This window comes from Streptomyces sp. HM190, from assembly GCF_009857135.1.
Lineage (GTDB): Bacteria > Actinomycetota > Actinomycetes > Streptomycetales > Streptomycetaceae > Streptomyces > Streptomyces heilongjiangensis.
This window is the reverse complement of the sequence record NZ_CP047318.1, coordinates 4,438,224-4,464,403: the sequence shown is the minus strand read 5'-3', so window position 1 is coordinate 4,464,403 and position 26,180 is coordinate 4,438,224. Positions and strand designations below refer to the sequence as shown.

23 protein-coding genes are annotated in these 26,180 nt (G+C 70.7%); 9 read left to right on the top strand and 14 right to left on the bottom strand.

Annotated features, from left to right (window positions below; translation table 11 throughout):
• The first annotated feature begins 107 nt into the window (after nucleotides 1–107).
• The 3 genes from GSY65_RS33340 to GSY65_RS19000 all read left to right on the top strand — a co-directional run bounded on the left by GSY65_RS33340 (nucleotide 108) and on the right by GSY65_RS19000 (nucleotide 1,631).
• Nucleotides 108–305 (top strand): hypothetical protein, encoded by a 198-nt coding sequence (locus GSY65_RS33340; RefSeq protein WP_201452871.1) that lies wholly within the window; start codon nucleotides 108–110, stop codon nucleotides 303–305.
• Between the two features lie 433 nt (nucleotides 306–738).
• Nucleotides 739–1,446 carry a nucleotidyl transferase AbiEii/AbiGii toxin family protein gene (locus GSY65_RS19005; RefSeq protein ID WP_159776152.1) on the top strand — a complete coding sequence of 236 codons (708 nt, stop codon included), beginning with the start codon at nucleotides 739–741 and terminating at the stop codon, nucleotides 1,444–1,446.
• Complete coding sequence (locus GSY65_RS19000) at nucleotides 1,443–1,631, top strand: hypothetical protein (protein ID WP_159770235.1); 189 nt, start codon at nucleotides 1,443–1,445, stop codon at nucleotides 1,629–1,631. Before GSY65_RS19005 ends, GSY65_RS19000 begins: the two co-directional genes overlap by 4 nt.
• A 180-nt stretch (nucleotides 1,632–1,811) precedes the next feature.
• Here GSY65_RS19000 and GSY65_RS18995 read toward each other — a convergent pair whose 3' ends face one another.
• The 3 genes from GSY65_RS18995 to GSY65_RS18985 are packed head-to-tail and all read right to left on the bottom strand — an operon-like array spanning nucleotide 1,812 to nucleotide 4,289.
• On the bottom strand, nucleotides 1,812–2,600 hold the full coding sequence (locus tag GSY65_RS18995; protein ID WP_159770232.1) for an ABC transporter permease: 789 nt from the start codon (nucleotides 2,598–2,600) through the stop codon (nucleotides 1,812–1,814).
• Complete coding sequence (locus GSY65_RS18990; RefSeq protein ID WP_159770229.1) at nucleotides 2,597–3,589, bottom strand: ATP-binding cassette domain-containing protein; 993 nt, start codon at nucleotides 3,587–3,589, stop codon at nucleotides 2,597–2,599. The genes GSY65_RS18995 and GSY65_RS18990 overlap by 4 nt, the downstream gene beginning before the upstream one ends.
• Before the next feature lie 31 nt (nucleotides 3,590–3,620).
• The gene (locus GSY65_RS18985; protein WP_159770226.1) at nucleotides 3,621–4,289 is read right to left on the bottom strand and encodes a DUF4097 family beta strand repeat-containing protein; all 669 of its coding nucleotides are present in this window, start codon (nucleotides 4,287–4,289) and stop codon (nucleotides 3,621–3,623) included.
• Nucleotides 4,290–4,511: 222 nt separating this feature from the next.
• On the opposite strand from GSY65_RS18985, the gene GSY65_RS18980 reads away from it, so the two are divergent.
• Nucleotides 4,512–5,288: a GbsR/MarR family transcriptional regulator gene (locus tag GSY65_RS18980; RefSeq protein ID WP_159770223.1), complete on the top strand. Its 777-nt coding sequence runs from the start codon at nucleotides 4,512–4,514 to the stop codon at nucleotides 5,286–5,288.
• A 112-nt stretch (nucleotides 5,289–5,400) separates the two neighbouring features.
• Here GSY65_RS18980 and GSY65_RS18975 read toward each other — a convergent pair whose 3' ends face one another.
• The 5 genes from GSY65_RS18975 to aspS form a co-directional block, all read right to left on the bottom strand.
• Nucleotides 5,401–6,024: a GOLPH3/VPS74 family protein gene (locus GSY65_RS18975; RefSeq protein WP_236579883.1), complete on the bottom strand. Its 624-nt coding sequence runs from the start codon at nucleotides 6,022–6,024 to the stop codon at nucleotides 5,401–5,403.
• 2 nt (nucleotides 6,025–6,026) lie between these two features.
• Entirely contained in the window at nucleotides 6,027–6,548 is a 522-nt protein-coding gene (locus tag GSY65_RS18970) for a hypothetical protein (RefSeq protein WP_201452591.1), read from the bottom strand.
• A gap of 442 nt (nucleotides 6,549–6,990) precedes the next feature.
• Nucleotides 6,991–7,950, bottom strand: coding sequence for an intradiol ring-cleavage dioxygenase (locus GSY65_RS18965; protein WP_159770217.1), 960 nt, complete (start codon nucleotides 7,948–7,950; stop codon nucleotides 6,991–6,993).
• A 109-nt stretch (nucleotides 7,951–8,059) separates the two neighbouring features.
• Nucleotides 8,060–8,965 (bottom strand): intradiol ring-cleavage dioxygenase, encoded by a 906-nt coding sequence (locus GSY65_RS18960; protein WP_159770214.1) that lies wholly within the window; start codon nucleotides 8,963–8,965, stop codon nucleotides 8,060–8,062.
• Nucleotides 8,966–9,111: 146 nt separating this feature from the next.
• The gene (gene aspS / locus GSY65_RS18955) at nucleotides 9,112–10,875 is read right to left on the bottom strand and encodes an aspartate--tRNA ligase (RefSeq protein ID WP_159770211.1); all 1,764 of its coding nucleotides are present in this window, start codon (nucleotides 10,873–10,875) and stop codon (nucleotides 9,112–9,114) included.
• Between the two features lie 362 nt (nucleotides 10,876–11,237).
• Here aspS and GSY65_RS18950 point away from each other — a divergent pair, with 362 nt between their 5' ends.
• On the top strand, nucleotides 11,238–13,733 hold the full coding sequence (locus GSY65_RS18950; protein WP_236579879.1) for a SpoIIE family protein phosphatase: 2,496 nt from the start codon (nucleotides 11,238–11,240) through the stop codon (nucleotides 13,731–13,733).
• 85 nt (nucleotides 13,734–13,818) lie between these two features.
• Here GSY65_RS18950 and GSY65_RS18945 read toward each other — a convergent pair whose 3' ends face one another.
• The 3 genes from GSY65_RS18945 to GSY65_RS18935 form a co-directional block, all read right to left on the bottom strand.
• Nucleotides 13,819–14,874, bottom strand: coding sequence for an AI-2E family transporter (locus tag GSY65_RS18945; protein WP_159770208.1), 1,056 nt, complete (start codon nucleotides 14,872–14,874; stop codon nucleotides 13,819–13,821).
• Between the two features lie 219 nt (nucleotides 14,875–15,093).
• Complete coding sequence (locus GSY65_RS18940) at nucleotides 15,094–16,065, bottom strand: pirin family protein (RefSeq protein ID WP_159770205.1); 972 nt, start codon at nucleotides 16,063–16,065, stop codon at nucleotides 15,094–15,096.
• Between the two features lie 187 nt (nucleotides 16,066–16,252).
• Nucleotides 16,253–16,762, bottom strand: a complete 510-nt coding sequence (locus GSY65_RS18935) for an SseB family protein (RefSeq protein ID WP_159770202.1) — start codon at nucleotides 16,760–16,762, stop codon at nucleotides 16,253–16,255.
• A gap of 150 nt (nucleotides 16,763–16,912) precedes the next feature.
• Between GSY65_RS18935 and GSY65_RS18930 the strand changes: the two genes are divergently transcribed.
• The 3 genes from GSY65_RS18930 (at nucleotide 16,913) to GSY65_RS18920 (ending at nucleotide 20,583) form a co-directional block, all read left to right on the top strand.
• Nucleotides 16,913–18,739, top strand: a complete 1,827-nt coding sequence (locus tag GSY65_RS18930) for an acyl-CoA dehydrogenase (protein ID WP_159770199.1) — start codon at nucleotides 16,913–16,915, stop codon at nucleotides 18,737–18,739.
• A 177-nt stretch (nucleotides 18,740–18,916) separates the two neighbouring features.
• Nucleotides 18,917–20,215, top strand: a complete 1,299-nt coding sequence (locus tag GSY65_RS18925) for a M18 family aminopeptidase (RefSeq protein WP_159770196.1) — start codon at nucleotides 18,917–18,919, stop codon at nucleotides 20,213–20,215.
• A gap of 131 nt (nucleotides 20,216–20,346) precedes the next feature.
• Entirely contained in the window at nucleotides 20,347–20,583 is a 237-nt protein-coding gene (locus GSY65_RS18920; RefSeq protein WP_159770193.1) for a DUF6458 family protein, read from the top strand.
• A 27-nt stretch (nucleotides 20,584–20,610) separates the two neighbouring features.
• Here GSY65_RS18920 and GSY65_RS18915 read toward each other — a convergent pair whose 3' ends face one another.
• From GSY65_RS18915 to GSY65_RS34720, 3 genes are all read right to left on the bottom strand, one after another.
• Nucleotides 20,611–22,434, bottom strand: a complete 1,824-nt coding sequence (locus tag GSY65_RS18915; protein ID WP_159770190.1) for an NHL domain-containing thioredoxin family protein — start codon at nucleotides 22,432–22,434, stop codon at nucleotides 20,611–20,613.
• A gap of 165 nt (nucleotides 22,435–22,599) precedes the next feature.
• Complete coding sequence (locus tag GSY65_RS34725) at nucleotides 22,600–23,178, bottom strand: recombinase family protein (protein ID WP_159770187.1); 579 nt, start codon at nucleotides 23,176–23,178, stop codon at nucleotides 22,600–22,602.
• A 30-nt stretch (nucleotides 23,179–23,208) separates the two neighbouring features.
• Nucleotides 23,209–23,721 (bottom strand): recombinase family protein, encoded by a 513-nt coding sequence (locus tag GSY65_RS34720; protein WP_443043238.1) that lies wholly within the window; start codon nucleotides 23,719–23,721, stop codon nucleotides 23,209–23,211.
• Between the two features lie 337 nt (nucleotides 23,722–24,058).
• Here GSY65_RS34720 and GSY65_RS18900 point away from each other — a divergent pair, with 337 nt between their 5' ends.
• A complete protein-coding gene (locus GSY65_RS18900; protein WP_159770181.1) occupies nucleotides 24,059–26,062 on the top strand; it encodes an APC family permease in 2,004 nt (667 codons plus the stop codon).
• Nucleotides 26,063–26,180 lie beyond the last annotated feature (118 nt).

Sequence of the window (26,180 nt, the reverse complement as noted above, 5' to 3'; positions counted from 1 at the left end):
GTACTCCTCGCCGTTCTCGACGCCCTCACCGGAGTGGACGACGTTCTGGATGGTCTTGGAGGTGACGTACGAGGCGACGATCCCGCCGTCGGAGTCGACGATGTGCAGTGCCCGCGCTACCGGAGGCGAGCAGCGTGCCGCCGCTGACGGTGAAGCTGCCGTTGACGTCGAGCGCGCCGTTGCCGCCCGACTCGGGGCCGTTGACGACGATCGTGCCGCCGGTGATCTCGGCGGTGCCGTTGGAGTCGAACCCGTCGCCCTGGGAGCGGAGGACCAGGGTGCCGCCGGTGACCTTGGCGGTGTAGTCGCCGACGCTCTCGCCGCCACCACCGCCGGGTCCGCCGCCCGGTCCGCCGCCGGCCGAACAGGCCCATGCCGAGCCCGACCCCGACCGAGGACGAGCTGAGCGTCATCGCCACCGCGAGCACACCGACGTTGACGCCGAGGAACGCGGCGATCAGGTCGCGGCGTTCGATGGCGGGGCAAGTAGACCGCGAAGGTCAGCACGGAGATGGCGGCCAGATCGGCGACCACGAGAAGGGTCTGGTCCAAGACCCGGGACGATGGCGGATCGCGCTGTGAGCCCGCTTTGGCTTCCCTCAACCGAACTTGAGAAGTGCGCGGGGCCAACGCCCGGTGCACCGGGGAGATGACGGGGAAAGCCCGTGAACCGTGATAATCCATGTCCATGTCCCTGGCCCCACCCCCCGCCCCGCCCGAGGCCCGCGCGTGAACGGCCTGCCCGAGCCCGGACCCCCCGACCCGGTCCTCCATCTCCTCACCGACATCGTGGCCGTCGGCGCCCCCTACGCCCTGGCCGTGACCGGCGACCACGCGGTACGGGCCCACGGACTGACGGAGAGCCGGCCGCCGGGCCGCCTGCTGGAGGTGGCGACGGAGCACCCGGCCCCGATGGACGAGATCGCCGGCGTCGTCCGCGCCGGGCTGGCGGGGCGCGGATGGCTCGTGGACGAGGCGGAGGGCACCCCGCTCTCCGCCCGCCTCCTCGTCACCGAACCGACGACGGCGGAGGTGCGCACCCTGGACATCCTCAAGGAGTCCCTGTGGCACCCCGCGGTCGAGACGTCGCTCGGGCCGACCCTCTCCCTGGAGGACGTCGTCGGTACGAAGGTGCGGGCCCTCGCCGACCGGAACACCGCCCGCGACCTGGTCACGGTCCACGCGGCCGGGGCCCACTGGACCGTCCCCGAACTGGAGGAACTGGCCCGCCGCCACACCTCCGCCACCGCCTCCACCTTCGATCTCGCCGACCTCCAGGCCCGGTTGGAGGCCACCGAGTGGCTCGACGACAGGGAATTCGCTCGCCAGGGCCTCGACGAGCAGGCCACCCTGTCACTCCGTCGGTGGGCCCAGTCCTGGGCCGCCGACATCGCCGAACGCCTGCTGGAGGAGGAGGCGTTGACACCCCCACCGGAGGCCGAGTGAGCAAACGCCGTTACGTCGCCCGAGGAGTCCCCGGCGGCAACCGCATCTACGACCACCGCCGCCGCGGCTGGTGGGGCGACCTCTACGAACTCTGTCCCGACGACCTCCTGAGGGAGCTGAACGGCGGCAAGGACCCGGCGAGGCTGTCGGCGCTGCTGAAGCGGTACCGGGCCCTGAAGCGGTAGCCCGCGCGGGGCGGGGCGCCGAGGGCACGCGAACGGGGCGGTGTACTCCGACGCCCTGTCGGTGTACACCGCCCCGGTGGGGTGAGGTGCGGGGTGGTACGAGGTGCGGGTGAATGGGGTGCGAGTGGAGCGGGGTGCGGAGGGGCGGGGTGCGGGTGGCTGCCCGCGCTGTCACGGGGGTTACTTCGGGTCGCCGTCGAACTTCGCGGTGGACCAGACGTAGCCGAGCACCGCGAGACCGACGCACCAGGCCACCGCGAGCCAGCCGTTGTGGCCGATCTCGGTGCCGAGGAGCAGACCGCGCAGGGTCTCGATGGCCGGGGTGAACGGCTGGTACTCGGCGATCGGCTGGAACCAGCCCGGCATGGAGTCCAGCGGCACGAAGGTGCTGGAGATCAGCGGGAGGAAGATCAGCGGCATCGCGTTGTTGCTGGCGGCCTCGGCGTTCGGGCTGACCAGGCCCATCCCGACGGCGATCCAGGTGAGCGCCAGGGCGAACAGCGTGACCAGTCCGAAGGCGGCCAGCCACTCCAGGACGGTGGCGTCGGTGGAGCGGAAGCCGACGGCCACGCCGACCGCGCCGACGAGGACCACGCTCATCAGGCACTGCGCCACACTGCCGATGACGTGCCCGACGAGCACCGACGCGCGGTGGATCGCCATCGTGCGGAAGCGGGCGATGATGCCCTCGGTCATGTCGTTCGAGACGGACACCGCGGTGCCGATGGTGGTGGATCCGACCGTCATCAGCAGCAGACCGGGCAGCAGGTAGGCGACGTAGTCGGAGCGGTCGGCGCCGCCGCCGAGGCCGGCGCTCATCGCGTCTCCGAAGATGTAGACGAACAGCAGCAACAGCATGACCGGTGTGAGCAGCAGGTTCAGCGTCATCGACGGGTAGCGCCTGGCGTGCAGCAGGTTGCGGCGCAGCATGGTCGTCGAGTCGCGGACGGCGAGGGAGAGGGAACTCATCGCAGGGCCTCCTTGGCCTGGGCGGGGATGTCGGTGCCGCCGGTGAGGGCGAAGAACACGTCGTCGAGGTCGGGGGTGTGCACGGTCAGTTCGTCGGCCTCGACGCCGGCGGCGTCCAGCCGGTCGAGGACGGCGCGCAGGTCGCGCTGCGAACCGTCGCTGGGGATCCGCAGGGTCAGGGCGTCGTCGTCGGCGGTGCCCCCGCGGGGGCGGGGGGCAGCGTCGGGAGGGGTGCCGTGGACGAGTGCGGCGGCGGCCGACCGGTAGAGCGCCGGGTCGGAGAAGCGGAGCCGGACGTGGCCGCCGGGGATCAGTCGCTTGAGTTCCTCGGCGGTGCCCTCGGCGGCGATCCGGCCGTCGTGGAGCACGGCGATCCGGTCGGCGAGTTCGTCGGCCTCCTCCAGGTACTGGGTGGTGAGGAAGACGGTGACGCCGCCCGTGACCAGTTCGCGGATGATCTGCCACATGGTGTGGCGGGAGCGGGGGTCGAGGCCGGTGGTCGGCTCGTCGAGGAAGATGACGCGTGGGCTGCCGACCAGCGTCATCGCGATGTCGAGGCGGCGCTTCATGCCGCCGGAGTAGGTGGAGGCGGGCTTGCGCGCGGCCTCGGTGAGGTCGAAGCGCTCCAGCAGTTCGGCGGTGACCCGTCGCCCCTCGCTCCTCGGCAGGTGGTGCAGGTCCGCCATGAGGAGCATGTTCTCCTCGCCGGTGATGAGCCCGTCGACGGCGGAGAACTGCCCGGTGACACCGATCGCGGCGCGGACGGCCTGCGGGTCGGTGGCCAGGTCGTGGCCCGCGACGCTGATCCGGCCGCCGTCGGCGCCGATGAGGGTGGAGAGGATCTTGACGGCGGTGGTCTTGCCGGCCCCGTTCGGGCCGAGCAGGGAGAAGATCGTCCCCTCGGGAACGGTGAGGTCGACGCCGTCGAGGACGACCTTGTCGCCGTAGGACTTGCGCAGCGCGGTCGCCGCGATGGCCGGGATGGTCATGGTGGGTGTGCTCCTTCGAGGGGCCGGGAGGTCAGAGGCTGCGGGCGGTGATGTCACCGCGGGAAGTGGTGGCGCGGATGTCGAGCGCGGTGGTGCCGTCGTTCTTGAGGGCGTTGCTGACGCGGCCGTAGGCGGTGCCGGCGTCGAGGGCGGCCGAGACACCGGGGGCGGCGCCGACCGAGATGTCACCGGACTGGGTGCGGAGCACGACCGTGCCGCTGACGGCCTCGTGGACACGGATGTCGCCCTGCTGGGTGCTGATCTCCGCGGGTCCGCCGAGGCGGCCGACCGAGATGTCGCCGGCCAGGACGGCCAGCCGGGCGCTGCCGGTCTCGTCGAGCTTGACCTGGCCGAGGGCACCGTCGACGGTGACGTCCCCGAGCCGTCCGACGCCCCGGAACTCGACGCCGGCCGAGGTGGCCTCGACGTGCGAGCCGGTGGGCAGCTGGACGGTCACCTCGACCGAGCCGGCGGGACCCACGAGGCGGTTCTTGACCGGTGCCTTCGCGGTGATCCGCAGGGTGCCGTCGGCGTACTCGACGGTGGTGCCCTCGGCGAGCTGCACGTCCCGGCCCGTGGCGGGGTCCATGGGCCGGACCTCGACGACGGTGTCCGCCCGGTCGGCGGCGATGACCTGCACCCGTCCGGCCTGGATGTCGAGGACGGCGGCGATCGGGGCGGGGGTGACGAACTTCTGCATCGTTCTCTCCTCTGGAGTGTTGTTTCCGACGAGAGAAACGCTACGTTGCATTCACAGAGGCAGCAACCATCTTGTTGCACAAGAGCAGCATCAATGCAGGTCAAAGAAGGGAAATCATTGCAATGGATGTGAAATTAACGCAACAACAGCCCCTCCGCACCGTTGCAATGGAATGGAGGTGAACGCTATGGTGGGTGCTCACGCGCACACGAAGGGGACCCCATGCCAGGAGGCAGGCTCACGCAGCCCGAACGTCAGCAGATCGCCCTGGGGCTGGCCGACGGTCTCGCCTACGCCGAGATCGCCCGACATCTCGACCGTCCCACCTCGACCGTCACGCGCGAGGTCATGCGCAACGGCGGCCCCACCGGCTACCGCGCCGACCTGGCCCACCGCGCCACCGAACGCCGCGCGCAGCGGCGCAGGCAGAGCGCGCCACGGGGACCGGCGGCGGCCGCGGCGGCGAACGGGCGGGACACCGAGGCGGTGCGCGAGTTCGAGGAGACGTTCGCCACCGTGATGATGGCCTCGGGCATGCCGAAGATGATGGCGCGGGTCATGGCCTGCCTCACCCTCAGCGACTCGGGCAGCCTCACCGCGTCCGACCTGGTCCAGCGCCTCCAGGTCAGCCCGGCGTCCGTCTCCAAGGCGATCACCTATCTGGAGGGCCAGGCGTTCGTCCGCAGGGAACGCGACGACCGCCGCCGCGAGCGCTACGTCGTCGACGACGACATCTGGTACCAGTCGATGCTGGCCAGCGCCCGCGCCCTCACCCAGGTCATCGAGACCGCCCGGCAGGGCGTCGGCGTCCTCGGCCACGAGTCCCCGGCCGGCGCCCGCCTGGAGAACATCGCACGCTTCCTCGACTTCGTCAGCGAGAGCACCATCCGCGCGGCGGAACAGGCCCGCGAGGTGCTCCACACGAAGCAGGGAAGCGGGCGGACCGAGGGCGACGAAGCGGCGGGCGGGCAGGACGGCGACGGGGACACCGGCGCGTAGCCACCCGTGTCCGCGACCAGGCGGCGGGCGTCGGCGGCGCCCACCCCCTGTCACCGGACAGAGGGCGGCTCCCCCGCGGGGACGGCGGCGGTGCCTGGTCCGCGCCCTCGGTTCAGGTCACCGCCGTGATGATCACGACCGTGGCCGCCGTCGTCACGGCGGTCAGCGCGGCCGAGGTCGCGGCGGCCGTCTCGGCCATGCGACGGAGGGCGGGGTCCGCCCAGTGGCGTTCGGCGATCTCCGTCATGCGCCGCTCGACCGCCGCCGACTGCTCCTCGTCCAGGTCGGGAAAGGCCAGTTCCCGCAGGTCGGCGTGGTGGAGCAGGGTGATCAGGGCGGCGGTGCGGTGATCGGGTTCGCTTCCCTCCAGGACGACCGCCGCGAGCCGCCCGCGCAGCGCGGCCTCCACCGTGCCGTCGACCTCCGGGTGGACGGTGGTGCGGAAGACGAGGAGGAGCCGGCGCTTCTCCTCCCGGACCAGGCCCTTGTCCAGCAGACCCCGCAGGGCCCTCTGGTACTCCCCGTCGCGCCGCTCGTTGATCCACTTCTCGGCGTCGTCCGGGAGCACCGCGCCGTCGGGACCGTCGGCGAGCGCCCGTTCCAGCAGGGCCGCGGCCGCGATCGCGTACGGCGTCCGCAGCGGCGACCTCGCCTCGCCCGTGGAGTCGTCGAGGGAGAGGAGGAGGACCTCCTCACCGAGGGTCGTGGGGACGGGGCCGGCGGCAGAGGACGACATGGTCATGATCGGTAGGACGTGTCGAGCCCGTACGACAGTTCCTTCCGCTCGACCCGGGCGGCCCTCCGATCGCCTCGTGCGGCCCTGCGCGCGTCTCGGGCGGCCCCGCGCGTGACGTGAGCCGTCGGCGGCTCGTCCTGCGCGGCGTTCCGCCCGTCCGCGGCGGGCGGGTCCAGCCCCAGCGCCCTGCGGGCCTCCCCCACGTGGTGCAGGCCCTCGGCCGCGGTGCGGACGACCACCGCGTACTGGTCGGGCGTCCGAGCGGAGGCCAGCCGTGCCCGTGCGGTACGGAGGCGTTCGGCGGCGTCGGACAGGGCTCGGGCCGCCTCGTCGTCCGCGGCGGCCTGCGCCCGCACGTCGATCCCGGCCAGGCCGCCGCCGAGCCGGACCACCCAGCGGTTGGCGTCGGCCTCCGCGTCCAGGTCGGACGTCGCCTCCCTCCGGTCACCGCGGCGCCACTGGGCGATGACCGCGACCACCGCCCCGAGGACCAGCAGCGGTGCGAGCAGCACGGCGCATTCCATGGCCTCCTCCACTCCCCGTGGTTCTCCGACGTTTCCGTCCCCTACGGGTTCCTCGCTCTCTGCGTCCATCACACCCGCGCCCGCTGTGCTCCTCCGGCGAGAAACCTGTGCGTCCGCTGATGACTTCCCCAGCACCCGGCCCACCAGGCGCCTGCAGGCACGCCGAAAGGCCCGGAACCCGAGGGGAGAGGATTCCGGGCCTCACGCCGGGCCGCCCGACACTCCGCCGGACGGCGAGCCGCAGACCGTCCCGCGCTCCGCCGGCCGGTCACCGTAGACGCGTCAGCCGCCGGCCGGTCACCATCGGCACGTCAGCCGTCGGCCGGTCACCATCGGCACGTCAGCCGTCGGTGCGTCGGCTGTCGGTGCGTCGGCTGTCGGTGCGTCAGCCGCCGACGCGCCGATCGCCGTGCGTCGGCCTTCGCGCGTCAGCCTTCCTGCGTCAGACGTCCGTGCCGGTGTTCGTCGCGTCCGGGTCGACGCCGACGGTGATCGTTCCGGTGACGCCCTTGGCGATGTCGTTCTTCTTGTACTTCAGCTTGAGCAGACCCCCCTGGGTGCCGCTGCCGTCGTAGATCGTGTCCTCGTCGAGGGTCGTGCGCTCGGTCGTCGAGGTGGAGTACGGCTCGACCTCGGCGGAGGCGAGCACGGCCTCCTCGTCGAAGAAGAACTGGCCGGTGTGGCAGGTGGTCCCGCCCTCGTAACCGCTGTCCGTCCACTCGCCGTTGACATGCACCTTGGTGTGGACGTGCACGCAGCGGCCCCGGTACCAGCCCGGGAAGACCGTCCTGAAAGTGACGAAGCCCTTCTTGTCGGTCTTCCAGGTGCCGCGCAGATAGCGGGTGTCGCTGGTCGGCTCCTCGTGACCGCCGCCTCCGCCGCCCCCGGACGGGGGCTCGCCGGTCGGGGCGCCGGACGGCGCGTCCGTGGGGGTGCCGGAGGGCGCGTCGGTGGGGGCGGTGCCGCCGCCCTCGGAGAAGCTCTCGTAGCCCGAGTACAGGCCCAGCGCGTCGCAGTGCCAGATGTCCACGGCCGCGTCCTTGAGGGGACGGCACGTCTCGGAGTCGATCACCTTGATCCGGAGGGTGAAGGGGATGCCCTCCTTGTCCTCGGTGATGTCCTGCCGGATCTTGTCGGCGTCGATGTAGTACGGGCCCTCGGTGGTCTCCGAGGTGAGCCGGTAGCACTCCTCGCCGGTGCTCGCGGTCGCGCTCCCGGCCGTGCCGCCCTTCGCGCTGCCGGACGTGTCCGCGCTCGCGGTCGCGACGACGGCGCCGCCCGCGGCCACCGCGGCCACGGCGCCGGCCCCCGCGACCACGACCCTGCGGCGCGTCATGTCCTTCTTGTGCTTCGGGCCCCGGGACTCGGGGTCCTGCTCATGTGCGTTCTGATTTCCCGTCATGGACGAGGAAATTAGGGACGGAAACTGTCAGCACCATGGGAAAGCACTGTGGCTTTCCTCCTGTTCCCCTTCCCGCACGAAGGGGAACAGGAGGAAAAGGGCACATCCCCTATCCGTTGTGGGTCGCCTCCGGATCGACGCCCACGATGATCGTTCCGGTGACTCCCTTCGCGATGTCGTTCTTCTTGTACTTGAGCTTGAGCAGACCCCCCTGGGTGCCGCTGCCGTCATAGATCGTGTCCTCGTCGAGGGTCGTGCGCTCCGCCGTGTTCGACGCGTACGGCTCCAGCGCCGCCGAGGCGATGACGGACTCCTCGTCGAAGAAGAACTGGCCGGTGTGGCAGGTGGTCCCGCCCTCGTAACCGCTGTCCGTCCACTCGCCGTCGACATGCACCTTGGTGTGGACGTGCACGCAGCGGCCCCGGTACCAGCCCGGGAAGACCGTCCTGAAGGTGACGAAGCCCTTTCCGTCCGTGCGCCACGTCCCGCGCAGATAGCGGGTGTCGTCCGTGGGTTCCTGGTGGCCACCGCCCGGGGGCGGGCCCGAGGGCTCACCGGTGGGCGGTTCACCGCTCGGCGGTTCTCCGGTGGGCGCGGGGCCACCACCGCCGTTGCCCGTGTCCTCGTAGCCGGAGTAGACGCCCACCGCGTCGCAGTGCCAGATGTCCACGGCCGCGTCCCGCAGCGGACGGCACGTCCCGGAGTCGATCACCTTGATCCGGAGGATGAGGGGGATGCCCTCCCGGTCCTCGGTGATGTCCTGCCGGACCTTGTCGGCGTCGATGTAGTACGGGCCCTCGACGGTCTCCGAGGTGAGCCGGTAGCACTCCTCGGACGCGGTGGAGGAGGCGCCCAAGGCCCCTCTCCGCTCGCCCGCGACGGCCACGGCACCGCCCAGGCCCACCGCCGCGACGGCACCCGCGGCCACCACGACGACCGTACGACGCGTCGGCTCCCCCTTGCCGCCCCGCGGCGCCTGTGAGGAATTCACCTGATTCTGTTGATTGGCTGTCATGCGCCGGGAAGTTAGGCAGGAACCCTGTCAAGGAGCTGAGAGAACAGCGCCTTTTCCCCGCCCACGGAAAAGGGTCCGGAAATCGACGGACGATTTCCGGACCCTTTTCGATTCAAGCCCTCAACAGGCTTGCCTCACGCGTTTCTCTACTTGGGCTGCGGCTTCCGCACCGAGATGTGCAGCTCGCGCAGCCGCGCCTCCTCCAGCTCCGTCGGCGCGCCCATCATCAGGTCCTGGGCGTTGCCGTTGAGCGGGAAGGCGATGGTCTCGCGGATGTTCGGCTCGTCGGCGAGGAGCATGACGATCCGGTCGACACCGGGGGCGATACCGCCGTGCGGCGGGGCGCCGAAGCGGAACGCGCGCAGCATGCCCGCGAACTGCTCCTCGACGGTGTCCCGGTCGTAGCCCGCGATCTCGAAAGCCTTCAGCATGATCTCGGGTTCGTGGTTCCGGATCGCGCCGGAGGACAGCTCGACACCGTTGCAGACGATGTCGTACTGCCAGCCGAGGATGTCCAGCGGGTCCTGGGTCTCCAGGGCTTCCAGACCACCCTGCGGCATCGAGAACGGGTTGTGCGAGAAGTCGATCTTCCCGGTGTCCTCGTCCTTCTCGTACATCGGGAAGTCGACGATCCAGCAGAACCGGAAGACGCCCTCCTCGAAGTGCCCGGCACGCTTGGCGGCTTCCACCCGCACCGCGCCCATGATCTTGGAGACCTCGTCGAACTCGCCGGCGCCGAAGAACACGGCGTGGCCGGCGGCCAGCGACAGGCGCTTGGTCAGCTCGGCGACGTTCTCCTCGGTCAGGAACTTCGCGATCGGGCCGGACAGCGCACCGTCCTCGCCGACGCGCACCCAGGCCAGGCCCTTCGCTCCCTGCTCCACCGCGTAGTCGCCGAGCTGGTCGAAGAACTTCCGCGGCTGGCCGGAGACGTCCGGCACCGGCAGCGCCCGCACGTGCTTGCCGGCGAACGCCTTGAACTCCGAGCTCTCGAAGATGTCGGTGATGTCGACCAGCTCCAGCTGGGCGCGCAGGTCCGGCTTGTCGGAGCCGTACTTCAGCATCGCCTCGCGGAACGGGATGCGCGGGAACGGGGAGGTGACGTGACGGCCGTTGCCGAACTCCTCGAACAGCTCGGTCATGAGCTGCTCGATGGGCTGGAAGACGTCCTCCTGCTCCACGAAGCTCATCTCGACGTCGAGCTGGTAGAACTCGCCCGGCGAACGGTCGGCGCGCGCGTCCTCGTCACGGAAGCAGGGCGCGATCTGGAAGTACCGGTCGAAGCCCGAGATCATCAGCAGCTGCTTGAACTGCTGCGGAGCCTGGGGGAGGGCGTAGAACTTGCCCGGGTTCAGGCGCGAGGGCACGACGAAGTCGCGGGCGCCCTCGGGGGAGGTGGCGGACAGGATCGGCGTGGCCATCTCGTTGAAGCCGAGGGCCGTCATCTTGTGACGGATGGCACTGATCACGGCCGTACGCAGCATGATGTTGCGGTGCATGCGCTCGCGGCGCAGGTCGAGGAAGCGGTACTCCAGGCGCCGCTCCTCGTTGACCCCGTCCTCCGCGTTGATGGTGAAGGGGAGCGGGGCGGCCGCGCCGAGCAGCTCGACCTCGCCGACCTCGACCTCGACCTCGCCGGTGGGCAGGTCGGGGTTCACGTTCTCGGCGCCACGGGAGACGACCTTGCCGTCGACACGGACGGTCGACTCCTTGGAGATCTTGTCCAGGGCCTCGTACGCCGGGGTGCCCGGACGGGCGACGAGCTGCGTGATGCCGTAGTGGTCGCGCAGATCGATGAAGAGGATGCCGCCCAGGTCGCGCCGATTGTGCAGCCAGCCGCTCAGCCGGACGTCGGTGCCGACGTCAGAGGCGCGGAGCTCGCCGCAGGTGTGGGACCTGTACCGATGCATCGTCGTTCATCCAGTCTTCGCTGATCGGGGATCTGGGACCGTGCCACACGGTTCACCGTCCGTGTTTCACGTGAAACACAGCCAAGCGTACCGGGCACCCCGAGATCGCCTCCCCACCGTTTACCGCCGCCCGCGGGGGCAACCGCGTCCTGCCGCCCCCTGGACACCGCTCTCCCTCCCGGACACCTTTCGCCGCGCAGATACTCACCGTCACAGCCATAGCCAGGACCGCAAGCGGTTTCTGTCGATAACGTCGACCGCTGTCACCGCCGTCGCCACCGATCGCGGTCGCCTCCGGTACCGCCCGGTGCCCGGCACAGCTTCGGTGGCACGGTCCGATCAGCTGTTCTTAGAGTGGGTCAATGCGCACTGGTGAGCCCCCGCCCACCGTGGAGGACGTCCTGTCCGCCCTGGCGACGGGACTGTGGACCTGGGACAGCGCTGCCGGAACCGTCACCGTCGACGCCGAAGCAGCTCGGCTCCTGGGGCTGCCCCCGGAACCGACCACCCTCACCCAGGCGGGCGCGCGCGCACGGCTCCACCCCGTCGACTGGAACGAGATCGTCTCCGTCGTCCAGCTCGCCGTCGCGGAGGACACCCTCGCCGAGGTCCGGATCAGGATCATGGACGATCAGGGCCGGGTCATCCGCACCGTGCGCAGCCGTTCCAAACCGACCCTTGACCCGGTACGCAGATCGGTCGAGCTGATCGGCACCATCCAGGAGGTCACCGAGCCGACGCCGCAGACCGCGGCCCGCGCCCCGGCCGCCGTCACCGGTGACTGGCGGCGCTCCCGCGAGGCGTTCCTGCTGGACGCGGGGCGGGCCCTGGCCGAGGCACGCTCGACGGAGGAGGTGCTGCGGGTCGCGGCGGGCCTGGCGATGCCGGGCTTCTCCCCCGACGGGCTCGCCGTGTTCGGAGTGGAGGGCGACCGCCTCACCGTCATCGGGCACCACGGGCACAACCGCGGCGACGAGGGCCCGTTCACCCATATGCCGCTGGAGACGGACTACCCGGCCGCCGAGGTCGTCCGCACCGGCCGCGCCGTGTATCTCTCCTCCCCCGAGGACTACAAGTCCCGCTACCCCACCGCCTGGCCGCTCGCGGAGCAGTTCGACCGCCGGTCCTGGGCCTTCCTGCCGCTGATCGTCGCCGGCCGCACCATGGGCGCGTGGATGGCCGGCTTCACCTACCCGGTCGCCTTCACCCCCGACGAGCGCTCCGTCCTGACCACCGTGGCCCGGATGCTGGCCCAGGCGCTGTCCCGCGCGGGCGCCGCCGAGACCGAACGCGCGCTGACCGACGGCCTCCAGCGCACCATGCTGCCCACGCTCGGCCCCGAGATACCCGGCATGAGCGTCGCGGCGCGCTACGTCCCCACCGGCGGCGGGCTCCAGGTCGGCGGCGACTGGTACGACATGATCGCCCTGCCCAACGGCCGCTTCGCCCTCGTCATCGGCGACGTCCAGGGCCACGACGTACGCGCCGCCGGGCTCATGGGCCAGCTCCGCATAGCCCTGCGCGCCTACGCCTCCGAGGGCCACCCGCCGGACGCGGTCCTCTCCCGCGCGTCCCGTTTCCTCCACGGCGTCACCGCGGACACCTCCGGCGACACCTACACCGACCTGCGCTTCGCGACCTGCCTGTACGTGGAGGTCGACCCGGTGAGCGGGGTGCTGGACATCGCCCGCGCCGGGCACCCCGACCCGGCGATCCGCATGGCCGACGGCACGGTCCTGGTCCGGCCGACCCCGGGCGGCCTGCCCCTCGGCATCGACCCCGACGCCGACTACCCCACCACCCGGCTCGTCCTCGAACCCGGCGAGACGATGCTGCTGTGCACCGACGGCCTCATCGAGACCGGCGGCCACGACCTCGACACGGGCTGGCGGCGCATCAGAACGATCCTGGAGTCCTTCGACAGGGACACGGACACGGAGATCGCCCCCGCCCCGGTCCCGGGTACGGCGGATGGCAACGCTGTCGAAGGCGCCGGTTACGTCGGCGGGGGGCCGGAGGCGCCGGGGGAGCCAGGGGAGAGCCTCGGGGGAGCGGGTTGGCCGGGGGTGAACGCGACCTTTGCCGCGACCGAACCGGCGGCCGCGGCGGTCGGCCCGGTGACCGTGGTGGCCGATCCGGCGGCCGTGGCGGCGGGCTCGGCCTCTCGTGTGGCCGACTCGGCGGCCCCCGCTGCCGACTCGGCCTCCTCCGCCGCGCCGGCCGACGACCTCCGCGTCGTGAACGGGCTCGCTCCCGGGCGGCTGGAGGCGCTGGCCGACGCGCTGGTCCAGGGGGTGCACGGGCCGTCGTCCCACCACACGCCCGGCCCGCTCGCCGACCGGCGCGAGGACGACATAGCGATGCTGCTGCTGTGCCGCCAGGCCAGGGGTTCCGGTCGCGGCGACACGATCGGCACACGGCCTCCGGTGCGCCGCATCGCCCTGACCGTCGCGCAGGCCGAACCGGAGCGCATCGCCGGGGCCCGCCAGCAGGTCCGCGACCTGCTCCACGACTGGACCTGCCCCGACCAGGTCGACTCGGCGGTCCTCCTGGTCTCCGAGATGCTCACCAACGTCCTCGTCCACACCGACGCCGACGCGCTCCTCGTCGCCGAGATGACCGGCGACGGCGGCAAGCGGCGGATGCGGATCGAGGTGACCGACGCCAGCGACGACCTCCCGCACAAGCGCCGCCCCGGCGAGCTGGCGTCCTCCGGACGCGGCCTCGTCCTCATGGACGTGCTCGCGGACGCCTGGGGCGTCGACCCGCGCGGCGACGGCAAGAGCATCTGGTTCGAACTCCACGAGCCCTCCGCACGGCCGGACCCGCCGGGCCCGCCGGACGAGACGGCGGGGTGACCGGAACAGCCAAGCCGCCCCGCGCGGGCACCCCCGGGCGGGCCACCGCCGAGGTCGCCGCCAAGGGCTGCCGTCAAGGGAGCCGTCAGGGGAGCCGGACGGCCGCCTCCTTCTCCTTCGCGTAGCGGTCCCGCAGTTCGTGGACGACTGCGAAGGCCGCGGCGGTCAGCGGCACCGCGAGGAGCATGCCGAGCACGCCGGCGACCGAGGCCCCCGCGGTGATGGCGATCATGACGACCGCCGGGTGCATCTGCACGGTCCGGCTCTGGATCATCGGCGTGAGCACATGCCCCTCCAGTTGCTGCACGGCGAGCACCATCCCGAGGACCCACAGCGCGACCACGGCCCCCCGGTCGGCGAGGGCGACGAGCACCGCCACCCCGCCCGACACGACGGCGCCGAGATACGGGATGTACGCGCCGACGAACACGAGCGCGGCGAGCCCCACCGCGCCCGGTACGTCGAGGATCAGCAACCCGATCCCGATGCAGGTGGCGTCGATGAGCGCCACGAGCGTCGTGCCGCGCATGAACCCCTCGACGGCCTCGAACGCCCGCCGGGCGACGGCCTCCACCGTGTCGGCGAGTCCGCACGGCGACAGCGACCGGATGGCGCCGGACACCCGGTCGGAGTCCCGCAGGAAGAAGAAGACGAGCAGCAGGGCGAGGACGGCCATGGCGATGACCTCGCCGACGACGCTCACCCCGCTGATCACGTTGGACGCCGCCGTCCCCCCGAGCCTGCGCAGCAACTCCTGGGCGTGGGAGGCGAGGTCGTCCAGCGAGGTGCCGGCCGCGCCGAAGTGCCGGGTGACGTCCTCGGCGGCGTCCCGGAGGGAGGCGATGATCTGGTCCCCGGTGTCGAGGAGCGCCGCGGCCACGACGTAGACGGCGCCGCCGACGACCGCGACCACGGCGACGCAGGTGAGGCCCGCGGCGAGCGACCGGTGCACGCGCGCCCTGACCAGCCGCCGGTGCAACGGCCCGAGCAGCGCGGCCCCCAGCAGGGCGAGCAGCACCGGGGTGACGGCCGTCCTGAACGCCACGCACAGCAGGATCCCGACGTACACGACCCCGGCGACGAGCAGTACGACGGCACACCAGGCGGCGAGACGCCGCACGGGTTCGGGGAGCAGCTGCACCCCTCCAGCGGACCACGCCACCGTCACCCTGTCGTGCGCGGACGCCCCGGCCGGGTGACACGGACGGGCCTGCCGAACCGGGACGCGTCGCCGGCGGCTCATACGCCGCTCATCCGCGGCTCATCCGGGGTGCCGCAGGGCCGACGAGGCCCCGCCCGGTCGGGCGGGGCCTCGTCGGCAACGACTCACCGGCAGGACCGGCGGTCAGGGGAGCGGCGGTCAGATGCCGCCCTCGGTCATCCCGTGGACAGCGGGGATCGTCCCCAGCCGGCCCTTCTGGAAGTCCTCGAAAGCCTGCTGCAGCTCCTCGCGGGTGTTCATGACGAACGGGCCGTAGTGGGCCATGGGCTCACGGATCGGCTGTCCGCCGAGCAGCACGACCTCCAGGTCGGGCGCGTTGGAGTCCTGCTTCTCGTCCGCCCGCACCGTGAGGGACGAGCCCGCGCCGAAGACTGCCGTCTGACCGAGGTGGATCGGACGGCGGTCCACACCGACGCTGCCGCGCCCGGCGAGCACGTACGCCAGCGCGTTGAAGTCCTCGCGCCACGGCAGCGTGATCTCCGCGCCCGGCGCCACGGTCGCGTGGAGCAGGGTGATCGGGGTGTGGGTGATGCCGGGGCCCTGGTGTCCGTCCAGCTCACCGGCGATGACGCGGAGCAGCGCGCCGCCGTCGGGGGTGGTGAGGAGCTGGACCTGGCCGCCGCGGATGTCCTGGTATCTCGGCGCCATCATCTTGTCCTTGGCCGGGAGGTTCACCCACAGCTGGATGCCGTGGAAGAGACCGCCGGACATGACGAGCGACTCCGGCGGGGCCTCGATGTGGAGGAGGCCGGAACCGGCCGTCATCCACTGGGTGTCACCGTTGGTGATGGTGCCGCCGCCGCCCTGGCTGTCCTGGTGGTCGAAGATCCCGTCGATGATGTAGGTGACGGTCTCGAAGCCACGGTGGGGGTGCCAGGGGGTGCCCTTCGGCTCTCCCGGCGCGTACTCCACCTCGCCCATCTGGTCCATCATGATGAACGGGTCGAGGTGGCGGTAGTTGATGCCGGCGAACGCACGGCGGACCGGGAAGCCCTCGCCCTCGAAACCGCTGGGCGCGGTCGTCACGGCGAGCACCGGACGGGACACCGCGTCGGTCGACGCGACGACACGGGGCAGGGTCAGCGGGTTCTCGACGGTCACTGCGGGCATGTCGGTACCTCCTTGTGCCTTCACTTTAGTTGATCGTTGAACTTTCTGCCAGCCCCAACGACGAACGCCCGGAGGGAATTCCCTCCGGGCGCTCACCTCGTCCCGCGACCGACCCCGGACACCGAGCCGGGACCGGGCACCACGCCCACCGCCGCCCGCCGGGACGCACGACCCGCCGGGCGCGGCGCTATCCGTACATGCGCCGCATCGCGAACTCCACCATCTGCTCCACCGCCTTCGCGTCGAAGACCATCCGGTGCTCCCCCTCCATGTCGAGGACGAAGCCGTACCCGGTGGGCAGCAGGTCGATGACCTCGGCACCGGTGATCACGAAGTACTTGGACTCCTTGCCGGCGTACCGGCGCAGCTCCTTGAGCGAGGTGAACATCGGGATCACCGGCTGCTGCGTGTTGTGCAGCGCCAGGAAGCCGGGGTTGTCACCGCGCGGACAGTAGACCTTGGACGTCGCGAAGACCTGCTGGAAGTCCTCGGCGGCCAGCTGACCCGTGGTGAAGGCACGCACCGCGTCCGCCAGGGACGGCGGCGACGGCTCCGGGTACAGGGGAGGCTGCTGCCCGTAGCCCCCGCCCATCGGGCCGCCGGGCATCTGCTGCCCCGGCATCTGCTGCCCGGACATGGGCTGCTGCGGCGGGGCGTACTGCTGCTGAGTGCCAGCGCTCTGGTCGTAGCCGTACATGCGGCAAAGCGTAACGAGTCACAGATGACCCGATCGGGGTTGCTTCTTATTACCGACGGGTAGCATCATCGGTGAAAAGCTACTTGTTGGTACGTGAACCAGCGCGAGGATCCAGTGCCTCGCCGATCCCTCTCTTACGGAGCCGTCGCCATGGGGCACTACAAGTCGAATCTCCGCGACATCGAGTTCAACCTCTTCGAGGTGCTCGGCCGCGACAAGCTGTACGGCACCGGCCCGTTCGCGGAGATGGACACGGACACCGCCAAGAGCATCCTGGAGGAGCTGACCCGCCTCGCCGAGAACGAGCTGGCGGAGTCCTTCACCGACGCCGACCGCAACCCGCCGGTCTTCGACCCCGAGACGAACACCGCCCCGGTCCCCGCCTCCTTCAAGAAGAGCTACAAGGCCTTCATGGAGTCGGAGTACTGGCGGCTCGGCCTGCCCGAGGGCATCGGCGGCACCACCGCCCCCGCCTCCCTGATCTGGGCCTACGCGGAGCTGGTCCTCGGCGCGAACCCGGCCGTGTGGATGTACTCCTCCGGCCCCGCGTTCGCCGGCATCCTCTACGACGAGGGCAACGACGTACAGAAGAAGATCGCCCAGATCGCGGTCGAGCGGACCTGGGGCTCCACCATGGTGCTCACCGAGCCGGACGCCGGTTCGGACGTCGGCGCGGGCCGCACCAAGGCGGTCCAGCAGGAGGACGGCTCCTGGCACATCGAGGGCGTGAAGCGCTTCATCACCTCCGGTGAGCACGACATGGAGGAGAACATCCTCCACTACGTCCTCGCCCGCCCCGAGGGCCACGGCCCCGGCACCAAGGGCCTGTCCCTCTTCCTGGTCCCCAAGTACCTGTTCGACTTCGAGACCGGCGAGCTGGGCGAGCGCAACGGCGTCTACGCCACCAACGTCGAGCACAAGATGGGCCTGAAGGCCTCCAACACCTGCGAGATGACCTTCGGCGACCGCCACCCCGCCAAGGGCTGGCTGATCGGCGACAAGCACGACGGCATCCGCCAGATGTTCCGCATCATCGAGTTCGCCCGCATGATGGTCGGCACGAAGGCGATCTCCACCCTCTCGACGGGCTACCTCAACGCCCTCGAGTACGCCAAGGAGCGCGTCCAGGGCCCCGACCTGGCGAACTTCATGGACAAGACCGCGCCCAAGGTCACCATCACGCACCACCCCGACGTCCGCCGCTCGCTGATGACGCAGAAGGCGTACGCCGAGGGCATGCGCGCGCTCGTCCTCTACACCGCCTCCGTCCAGGACGCGATCGCGGTGAAGGAGGCGGCCGGCGAGGACGCCTCCGCCGAGCACGCCCTCAACGACCTGCTCCTCCCCATCGTCAAGGGCTACGGCTCCGAGAAGGGCTACGAGCAGCTCGCCCAGTCCCTGCAGACCTTCGGCGGCTCCGGGTTCCTCCAGGAGTACCCGATCGAGCAGTACATCCGCGACGCCAAGATCGACACCCTGTACGAGGGCACCACCGCGATCCAGGGCCAGGACTTCTTCTTCCGGAAGATCGTCCGCAACCAGGGCGCCGCGCTGAACAGCCTCGCCGAGGAGATCAAGAAGTTCCTGGCGCTGGGCGAGGGCGGCGAGGAGCTGGCCGGTGCCCGCGAGCACCTCGCCAAGGCCGCGGTCGAGCTGGAAGCCATCGTCGGCCTCATGCTCACCGACCTCGCCGCGACCGAGCAGGACGTCAAGAACATCTACAAGGTGGGCCTCAACACCACCCGCCTGCTGCTCGCCTCCGGTGACGTCGTCGTCGGCTACCTCCTCCTCAGGGGCGCCGCCGTCGCCGCCGAGAAGCTCCCGAACGCGTCCGCCAAGGACAAGTCCTTCTACACCGGCAAGATCGCCGCGGCGAAGTTCTTCGCCGCGAACGTCCTGCCCGGCGTCACCCTGGCCCGCAAGGTCTCCGAGGGCGTCGACCTCGACCTGATGGAGCTGGACGAAGAGGCGTTCTGACCTCCCGGCCCCGGTCCCGGGCGGCGCCGCCACCGGGGCCGGGGCCGCCCGCCGACCGGGTCGGGTGGTGCACGGGCGCTACCCGTCCGTGTCCACCACCCCCGTCCCCCGTTCCTCGTACCAGGGCCCGCTCCCGACGCCGGGAGCGGGCCCTGGTACGTCGTTAAGGTGAACCCCATGCGCACACCCCCACGCTTCGATCGCGGCCACACCGACGACCTGATGACCTACCTCGCGGCAAGCCCGTCCCCGTACCACGCGGTGGCGAACGCCGCGGAGCGGCTGGAGAAGGCCGGCTTCCGCCAGGTGTCCGAGACGGACGCGTGGGACGGCTCCCTGGGTGGCAAGTACGTGCTGCGCGGCGGTGCGATCATCGCCTGGTACGTGCCGGAGGGGGCCGAACCCCACACGCCGTTCCGTATCGTCGGCGCCCACACCGACTCCCCCAACCTGCGGGTGAAGCCGCGCCCCGACAGCGGAGCCCACGGCTGGCGCCAGGTAGCCGTCGAGATCTACGGCGGCCCGCTGCTCAACTCCTGGCTGGACCGCGACCTCGGTCTCGCCGGCCGGGTCTCGCTGCGCGACGGCACCAACCGCCTGGTGAACATCGACCGCCCTCTTCTGCGGGTCCCCCAACTCGCCATCCACCTGGACCGTTCCGTCTCCTCCGAGGGGCTGAAGCTCGACAAGCAGCGCCACCTCCAGCCCGTCTGGGGCCTCGGCGACGACGTCCGCGACGGTGACCTGATCGCCTTCCTGGAGCAGGAACTGGGCCTGCCCGCCGGCGAGGTCACCGGCTGGGACCTGATGACCCACTCCGTCGAACCGCCCGCCTACCTGGGCCGCGACAAGGAACTGCTGGCCGGGCCCCGCATGGACAACCTGCTCTCCGTGCACGCCGCCACGGCGGCGCTCGCCGCGGTCGCCACCTCCGGTGACGGCCCGTCGTACATCCCCGTCGTCGCCGCCTTCGACCACGAGGAGAACGGCTCCCAGAGCGACACCGGCGCCGACGGGCCGCTCCTCGGCGGGGTGCTGGAGCGCTCGGTGTTCGCCCGCGGCGGCTCCTACGAGGACCGGGCCCGCGCCTTCGCCGGCACGATCTGCCTCTCCTCGGACACCGGTCACGCCGTCCACCCGAACTACGCGGAACGGCACGACCCCACGCACCACCCGCGCGCGGACGCCGGCCCGCTGCTCAAGGTGAACGTCAACAACCGCTACGCCACCGACGGTTCGGGCCGCGCGGTGTTCGCCGCCGCCTGCGAGAAGTCCGGCGTGCCGTTCCAGACGTTCGTCTCCAACAACTCCATGCCGTGCGGCACGACCATCGGGCCCATCACCGCGGCGCGGCACGGCATCCAGACCGTCGACATCGGCGTCGCCATCCTCTCCATGCACAGTGCCCGCGAGCTGTGCGGCGCCAAGGACCCCTACCTCCTGGCGAACGCCCTGGCCGCGTTCCTGGAGGACTGACCGGCCGCCCGCCCGGCACCCGACCGGCACCACCTGTTACGGGCACGCCAGTTCGGGTACCCGGAGTCCACCGGTAGGACCGAACGACCGGAACGACCGGCCGACCCGACCGGACTGGGAGGGAAACACTCATGGGTTTGGGCGGGTGCATCATTCTGATCGCCGTGGGCGCCATCCTCACGTTCGCCACCGACTGGGACATGCAGGGGGTCAACCTCGACCTGGTCGGCGTCATCTTCATGATCGTCGGACTGATCGGTGTCGCGACGTTCAGCAGCATCGCCAGGCGCAGGCGGGTCGTGGTGCCGTCCGCGGCACCCGTCATCGACGAGCAGCACCACCACCGGGACGGGTACGGCGGCGTGTGACCGCCGCGACGGGCGGCGCGGGCGGTCTCAGCCGGGCTCGGCCGTGCCCTCGTCCATTCCGGCGAGCACCAGCGGCAGCCGGTCCGCGCCACCGGCCGAGACCCGGACCGGCACACCCCAGTCCTGCTGGTGCACATGGCAGGCCGGGTACGCGTTGGCCGGGTCGTCGTCGCAGGACGCCGCCATCGCCGAGACGTGCAGGACGCCCTCCGATACGGAGGGGTTCAGCTCCAGCGCGCGGGACAGACCCGTGTCCGCGCCCTCACCCCCGAGCAGCAGCTCGGGCGGAGTGGAGGAGACGAGCAGACGGGTCGACGGGCCGTACCGTTCGTCGAGCTTCTGCCCGGCGGGCGCCTGGAAGACGACGTCGAGCCGGAGGCTGCCGGGGGCGACCTCGGTGGGCGCGCGCCGGGTGCGGTGGGCGACGGCCTCGACCTTCACCGTCTCCTCCGGCAGCCGCAGCCGGGTCAGCCGGTGGCGGGCGGACTCGACGACCACGATGTCGTCCCCGACGAGCACGGCGTCGCTCGGCTCCCGCAGGTCCGTCGCGAGGGTCGTCACCTCGCCCGTGGCCGGGTCGTAGCGGCGCAGCGCGTGGTTGTAGGTGTCGCTGACGGCGACCGAGCCGTCGGGCAGGACCGTGACACCCAGCGGATGCTGGAGCAGCGCCTGGGCGGCGGCGCCGTCGCGGTGCCCGAAGTCGAACAGGCCGGTGCCGACGGCCGTGTGGACCGTCCCGTCGAGGTCGACCCAGCGCAGCGCCGACGTCTCCGAGTCGGCGAGCCACAGCCGGTCCCCGGTGGCCGCGAGCCCCGACGGCTGCGCGAACCACGCCTCGGCGCCCGGGCCGTCCACCAGCCCCTCGTTCGCCGTGCCCGCCGCCACGGCGACGGTGCAGTCCTCCGGGTCGTACGTCCACAGCTGGTGGACGCCGGCCATCGCGATCCACACCTTGCCGCCGAAGACGGCCACGTCCCACGGAGAGGACAGGTCGACCTCCCAGGCCAGGCCGGAGGTGGGCGAGCCCCGCCACCACTGGCGGCCCGTGCCCGCGAGGGTGGAGACCTCGCCGGTGACCGGGTCGAGACGGCGCAGCGCGTGGTTCACGGTGTCGGCGACGGCCACCGCCCCGCCGTCCAGCAGCGCCAGGCCCTGCGGCTCGCTGAACCGGGCGTGCTCGGCGCCGCCGTCCACGAAGCCGCGCTCACCGGAGCCGTACCGGCGGACGACCGTCTCGGCGTCGGGGGCGAGCCGCACCAGCTGGTGACGGGTGGTGTCGCTGACGAGGAAGTCACCGCCGGGCAGGAGCAGCGCCTTGCCGGGGAAGCGCAGCGCCGTCGGCTCGGGGTCCGGCGCCACGTACGGTCCGTCGCCGCGCCGCAGGGTGCCCTTCGCCTCGTGCTCGGTCTCCAGCTCGGTGACGAGCCGCTCGATGGCGTGCACATGGCCCTCGCCCGCGTGCTGGGCGACCACGTACCCCTCCGGGTCGATCACCACCAGGGTCGGCCAGGCCCGTACCGCGTACTGCTTCCAGGTGGCCAGCTCAGGGTCGTCGAGGACCGGGTGCTCGACCTCGTATCTCTCGACGGCGTCGACCACCGCCGCGTGCTCCGCCTCGTGCGCGAACTTCGGTGAGTGCACCCCGATGACCACGACGGTGTCGCGGTGCTTCGCCTCCAGCTCGCGCAGCTCGTCGAGCACATGCAGACAGTTGATGCAGCAGAACGTCCAAAAATCAACAATTACGATGCGGCCTCGAAGCTCCGTAAGACCGAGTCCCTTGCCGCCTGTGTTGATCCAGCCGCCCTTGCCCGCCAACTCGGGGGCACGAACACGCGCACGTATTGCCATCTCTCCAGCCAATCACACGGATGCGGGTCAGCCCTGGGCGAGCCGTCCTGCACCCAGACGATGCGCAGGCGTTTCGCGGCGTCGAACGGGTACCCCCACCCCTCCGCTCTGGTGACCCAGATCCGATCGACTGCCGCCGTCAGGAGGGCTCGCCGTCGCAGAACGTCATTTCGCTGCCAGAGCGTGGCAACGCCAGGGTTCCGTGCCAGGAAGGCGTTCACCACGGCCTCCTCGACACGAACAGCCATGGCTCGCGCACCCCGGACAGGTGTGCCCCAACCGCACTCCCTGGCACACGTAAGAGTCGCCGTTCCTACATATGCGCGCACCGCACCCTTCCACCGCACAGCGCAGCAGCCCGGTAAGCAGGTGAGCAGGGCTCCGGACCGGACGCTTCACACCGTCCCCTCGACCTTGAGTCCTGGACTCGATCTCAGCGACGATGCGCTGCTGTTCCTCGATGGTCACGATGCCCTCACCGACAGCGACCGGACGTCCGGTCTCCGGATCCCTGTACGGCCGAACGACGCTGGTGTACTTGCGGCGGCCGAGCCGCGTGTCCCACACGCTCTCGGTTTCCGGGAGCAGACCCGCGAAGGCCGGCGCCCGGAGCAACTGGGACAGCGAACCGACCTGCCACAGTCCTCCTCGGGGCGAAGGAATCTCGTGTTCGTTGAGCATCCGGGCGATCCTCACCAGGGGCTTCCCCGCAAGTGCCTCGTCCGCGATCATGCGGGCGTACACGGAAGTCTCCTCGTCCGGGACGAGGCGTCCCTATCCGGAAGCGACACGAAGACCACAGGGCGGCCGCCCTCCGATCCACGTGCCCTGCCCGCGCAGGTACTGCTTGGCGTGACGGACGCGCTTGCCCTGGATTTCGGCCTCCTCCCGGGCCCACTCGGACAGGGACGCCATGGCAAGCCTGTCTGCCGGACGACTCGGGTCCAGCTCATCCATGACCGGGATCAAACGCCCACCGACCCGTTCGAAATCGCCCAGGAACGGACCGACCTCGGCCGTTCTCCTGCGACTGAGCCTGTCGATTCTCCAGACGATCAGTGTTCGAACCGCGCCTGACACCACCGCCGATCGGGCAGCTTCGAAGCCCTCCCGCACCACGCCCGTGCAACCCGAGCGACCTCGGTCGACATGAACCTCACGCACAGTCAAGCCATTACGTTCAGCCCAAGCCCGGCAGTCGCCTCCTGTCGCAGGATTGCGGTCCTGCCCTCTCGGTTCGACGACAGGCGAAGGCAGAGATCCGGCCTGGACATCATGCGGCTGCAAGTTCCCTCCCAGAGCTGCTCACCCTGGGAGCGAACAGCGGAGCCGAGAGTGATGAACTCCGGCCCGGATTCCCCGCGTGAGGCAGAACGAGGTGCGGAGACACACCGTTCCCGCGCCAGGTTCGGCAGGGCTCCCCTCGCCTCGCTCACTGAGCCTTCACCAACATGAAGTCGCAGTTCAAGGGGCTGGTGTGACCGATTCTCCGCATGCTCACGCTGATCGCGGGCGGGAGTCCGCGAAGGAGATCATCTGTCAGCGGAGACGGCACGCAAAGTGCTGACATGCGTAGGGGCGATGGTCCTTCTGATCAGCAGGCTGCCGCTCTACCTTCGCAACTGTGATCAGGATCTCTGAGGTAGCGAAGCGGCTCATTGTCGGCCGTGCCCTGCGCAGCAGCGAGATGAGGCAGACGTTGCTTCCCAAGCGTGTGGCCCTGCCGATCTTCGCCTCGGACCCCTTGTCATCGGTTGCTTACGCGACGCAGGAGATCCTGGTGGTGCTCACGCTGGGCGGTCTGGCATATGTGCATTTCACGCCGTGGATCGCGGCGGCGGTCGTCGCGCTGATGACTGTGGTGGTGCTGTCGTACCAGCAGGTCGTGCGTGCGTACCCGAGCGGTGGGGGCTCGTACGAGGTCGTGTCCGCCAACCTCGGCGACAACGCCGGTCTGGTGGTGGGGGCTGCCCTGCTGGTCGACTACGTGATGACGGTGGCGGTGTCGGTGGCTTCCGGCGTGGACAACATCATCTCCGCCGTCCCCCATCTGCACGCCCAGCGAGTGCCGATGGCACTGGCGTTCGTAGTGCTGCTCGCGGTGGTGAACCTGCGGGGAGTGCGCGAGTCCGGACGGGCCTTCGCCGCGCCGACCTACCTGTTCGTCAGCGGCGTCCTCATCATGATCGCCACCGGGCTCTTCCGGTACATGCTGGGGGACGCGCCGGTCGCCGAGAGCGCCTCGTACGGCATCCGGCCGCAAGAGGGCGACGCACAGCTGGCCGGTGTGGCGCTGGTGCTGCTGGTACTGCGTGCGTTTTCCAACGGCTGCACCGCGTTGACCGGCGTGGAGGCGATCTCCAACGGGGTTCCCGCCTTCCGCAGACCAAAGTCGCACAACGCGGCGATCACCTTGGCCGCGATGGGCCTCATCGCGGTCACCATGTTCGTCGGTGTCACCACTCTCGCGATCATGGCCAAGGTCCACATCGCCGATGACGCCTGCCGGCTCACCGGACTGGGGCAGGACTGTTCCGCCTACCAGCAGCGCACCGTCATCGCCCAGATCGCCGCCGCGGTCTTCGGCGGGGAGAGAAGCGGGGGCTTCTACTACATCCAGGCCGCCACCGCACTCGTCCTGGTCCTCGCCGCGAACACCGCGTTCAACGGTTTCCCGCTTCTCTCGTCGGTTCTCGCACAGCGCCGCTACCTGCCTCGCCAGCTGCACAGCCGCGGCGACAGGCTCGTCTTCTCCAACGGCGTCGTGGCGCTGGCCGTCACCGCCGGCCTGCTGCTGTGGGGGTTCAAAGCCAGCGTCACAGCCCTGATCCACCTGTACATCCTGGGCGTCTTCACCTCCTTCACGCTCTCACAGACCGGCATGGTCCGGCACTGGAACCAGGTCCTGACCACGGCGAGCGACCCTGCGCTGAGGCGCCGCCACCGCGTCAGCAGAGTCATCAACGCGGTCGGAGCGGTGTTCACCGGCCTGGTCCTGGTGGTGGTCCTGTTCACGAAGTTCCTCGACGGCGCCTGGCTGGCCGTAGTCGCCGCCGGCGTGCTGTGGCTGCTGATGCGCGCCATCCGCGGGCACTACGACCGCACCGCTGCCGAGTTGACCAGCACCGACCCTCACACCGACCTCACCTCCCCCTCCCATGTCCTGGCGATCGTGCTGGTCTCCAACGTCCACAGACCGACGCTGCGCGCCCTGGCCTATGCCCGCGCGTCTAAGCCTGACCGGCTGGAGGCGCTCACCGTCGCCGTCGACCACGACGAGACACGCGTGCTGGAAGACCAGTGGCAGCGGCTCGGCATCGACGTCCCCCTCAAGGTCTTGGACTCCCCCCACCGCGAGGTCACCAGACCCGTCGTCGACTACGTACGCTCCCTCAGCCGCGAAAATCCCCGCGACATCCTCGGCGTCTACATCCCCGAGTACGTCGTCGGCCGCTGGTGGGAGAACCTGTTGCACAACCAGTCCGCACTCCGGATCAAAGCACGCCTGCGCTTCACTCCGGGCGTCATGGTGATCAGCGTGCCCTGGCAGCTCATCTCCTCCGCACGGGCCGACCATCACGGTGCACGTGCTCCGGGTTCCGTCCGCCGCGGCGAACCGCCGCGCTGATCGGGAGCCATCCCGAGGCCCGGAAGGCGGCCCCACCATGCCGGTCCGGCGCGCTGGACGGCGGGTGGTGCTGTCGTCGCAGGCCAGCGGGGAGGAAGGTGGAGGGCACGGGCGATGA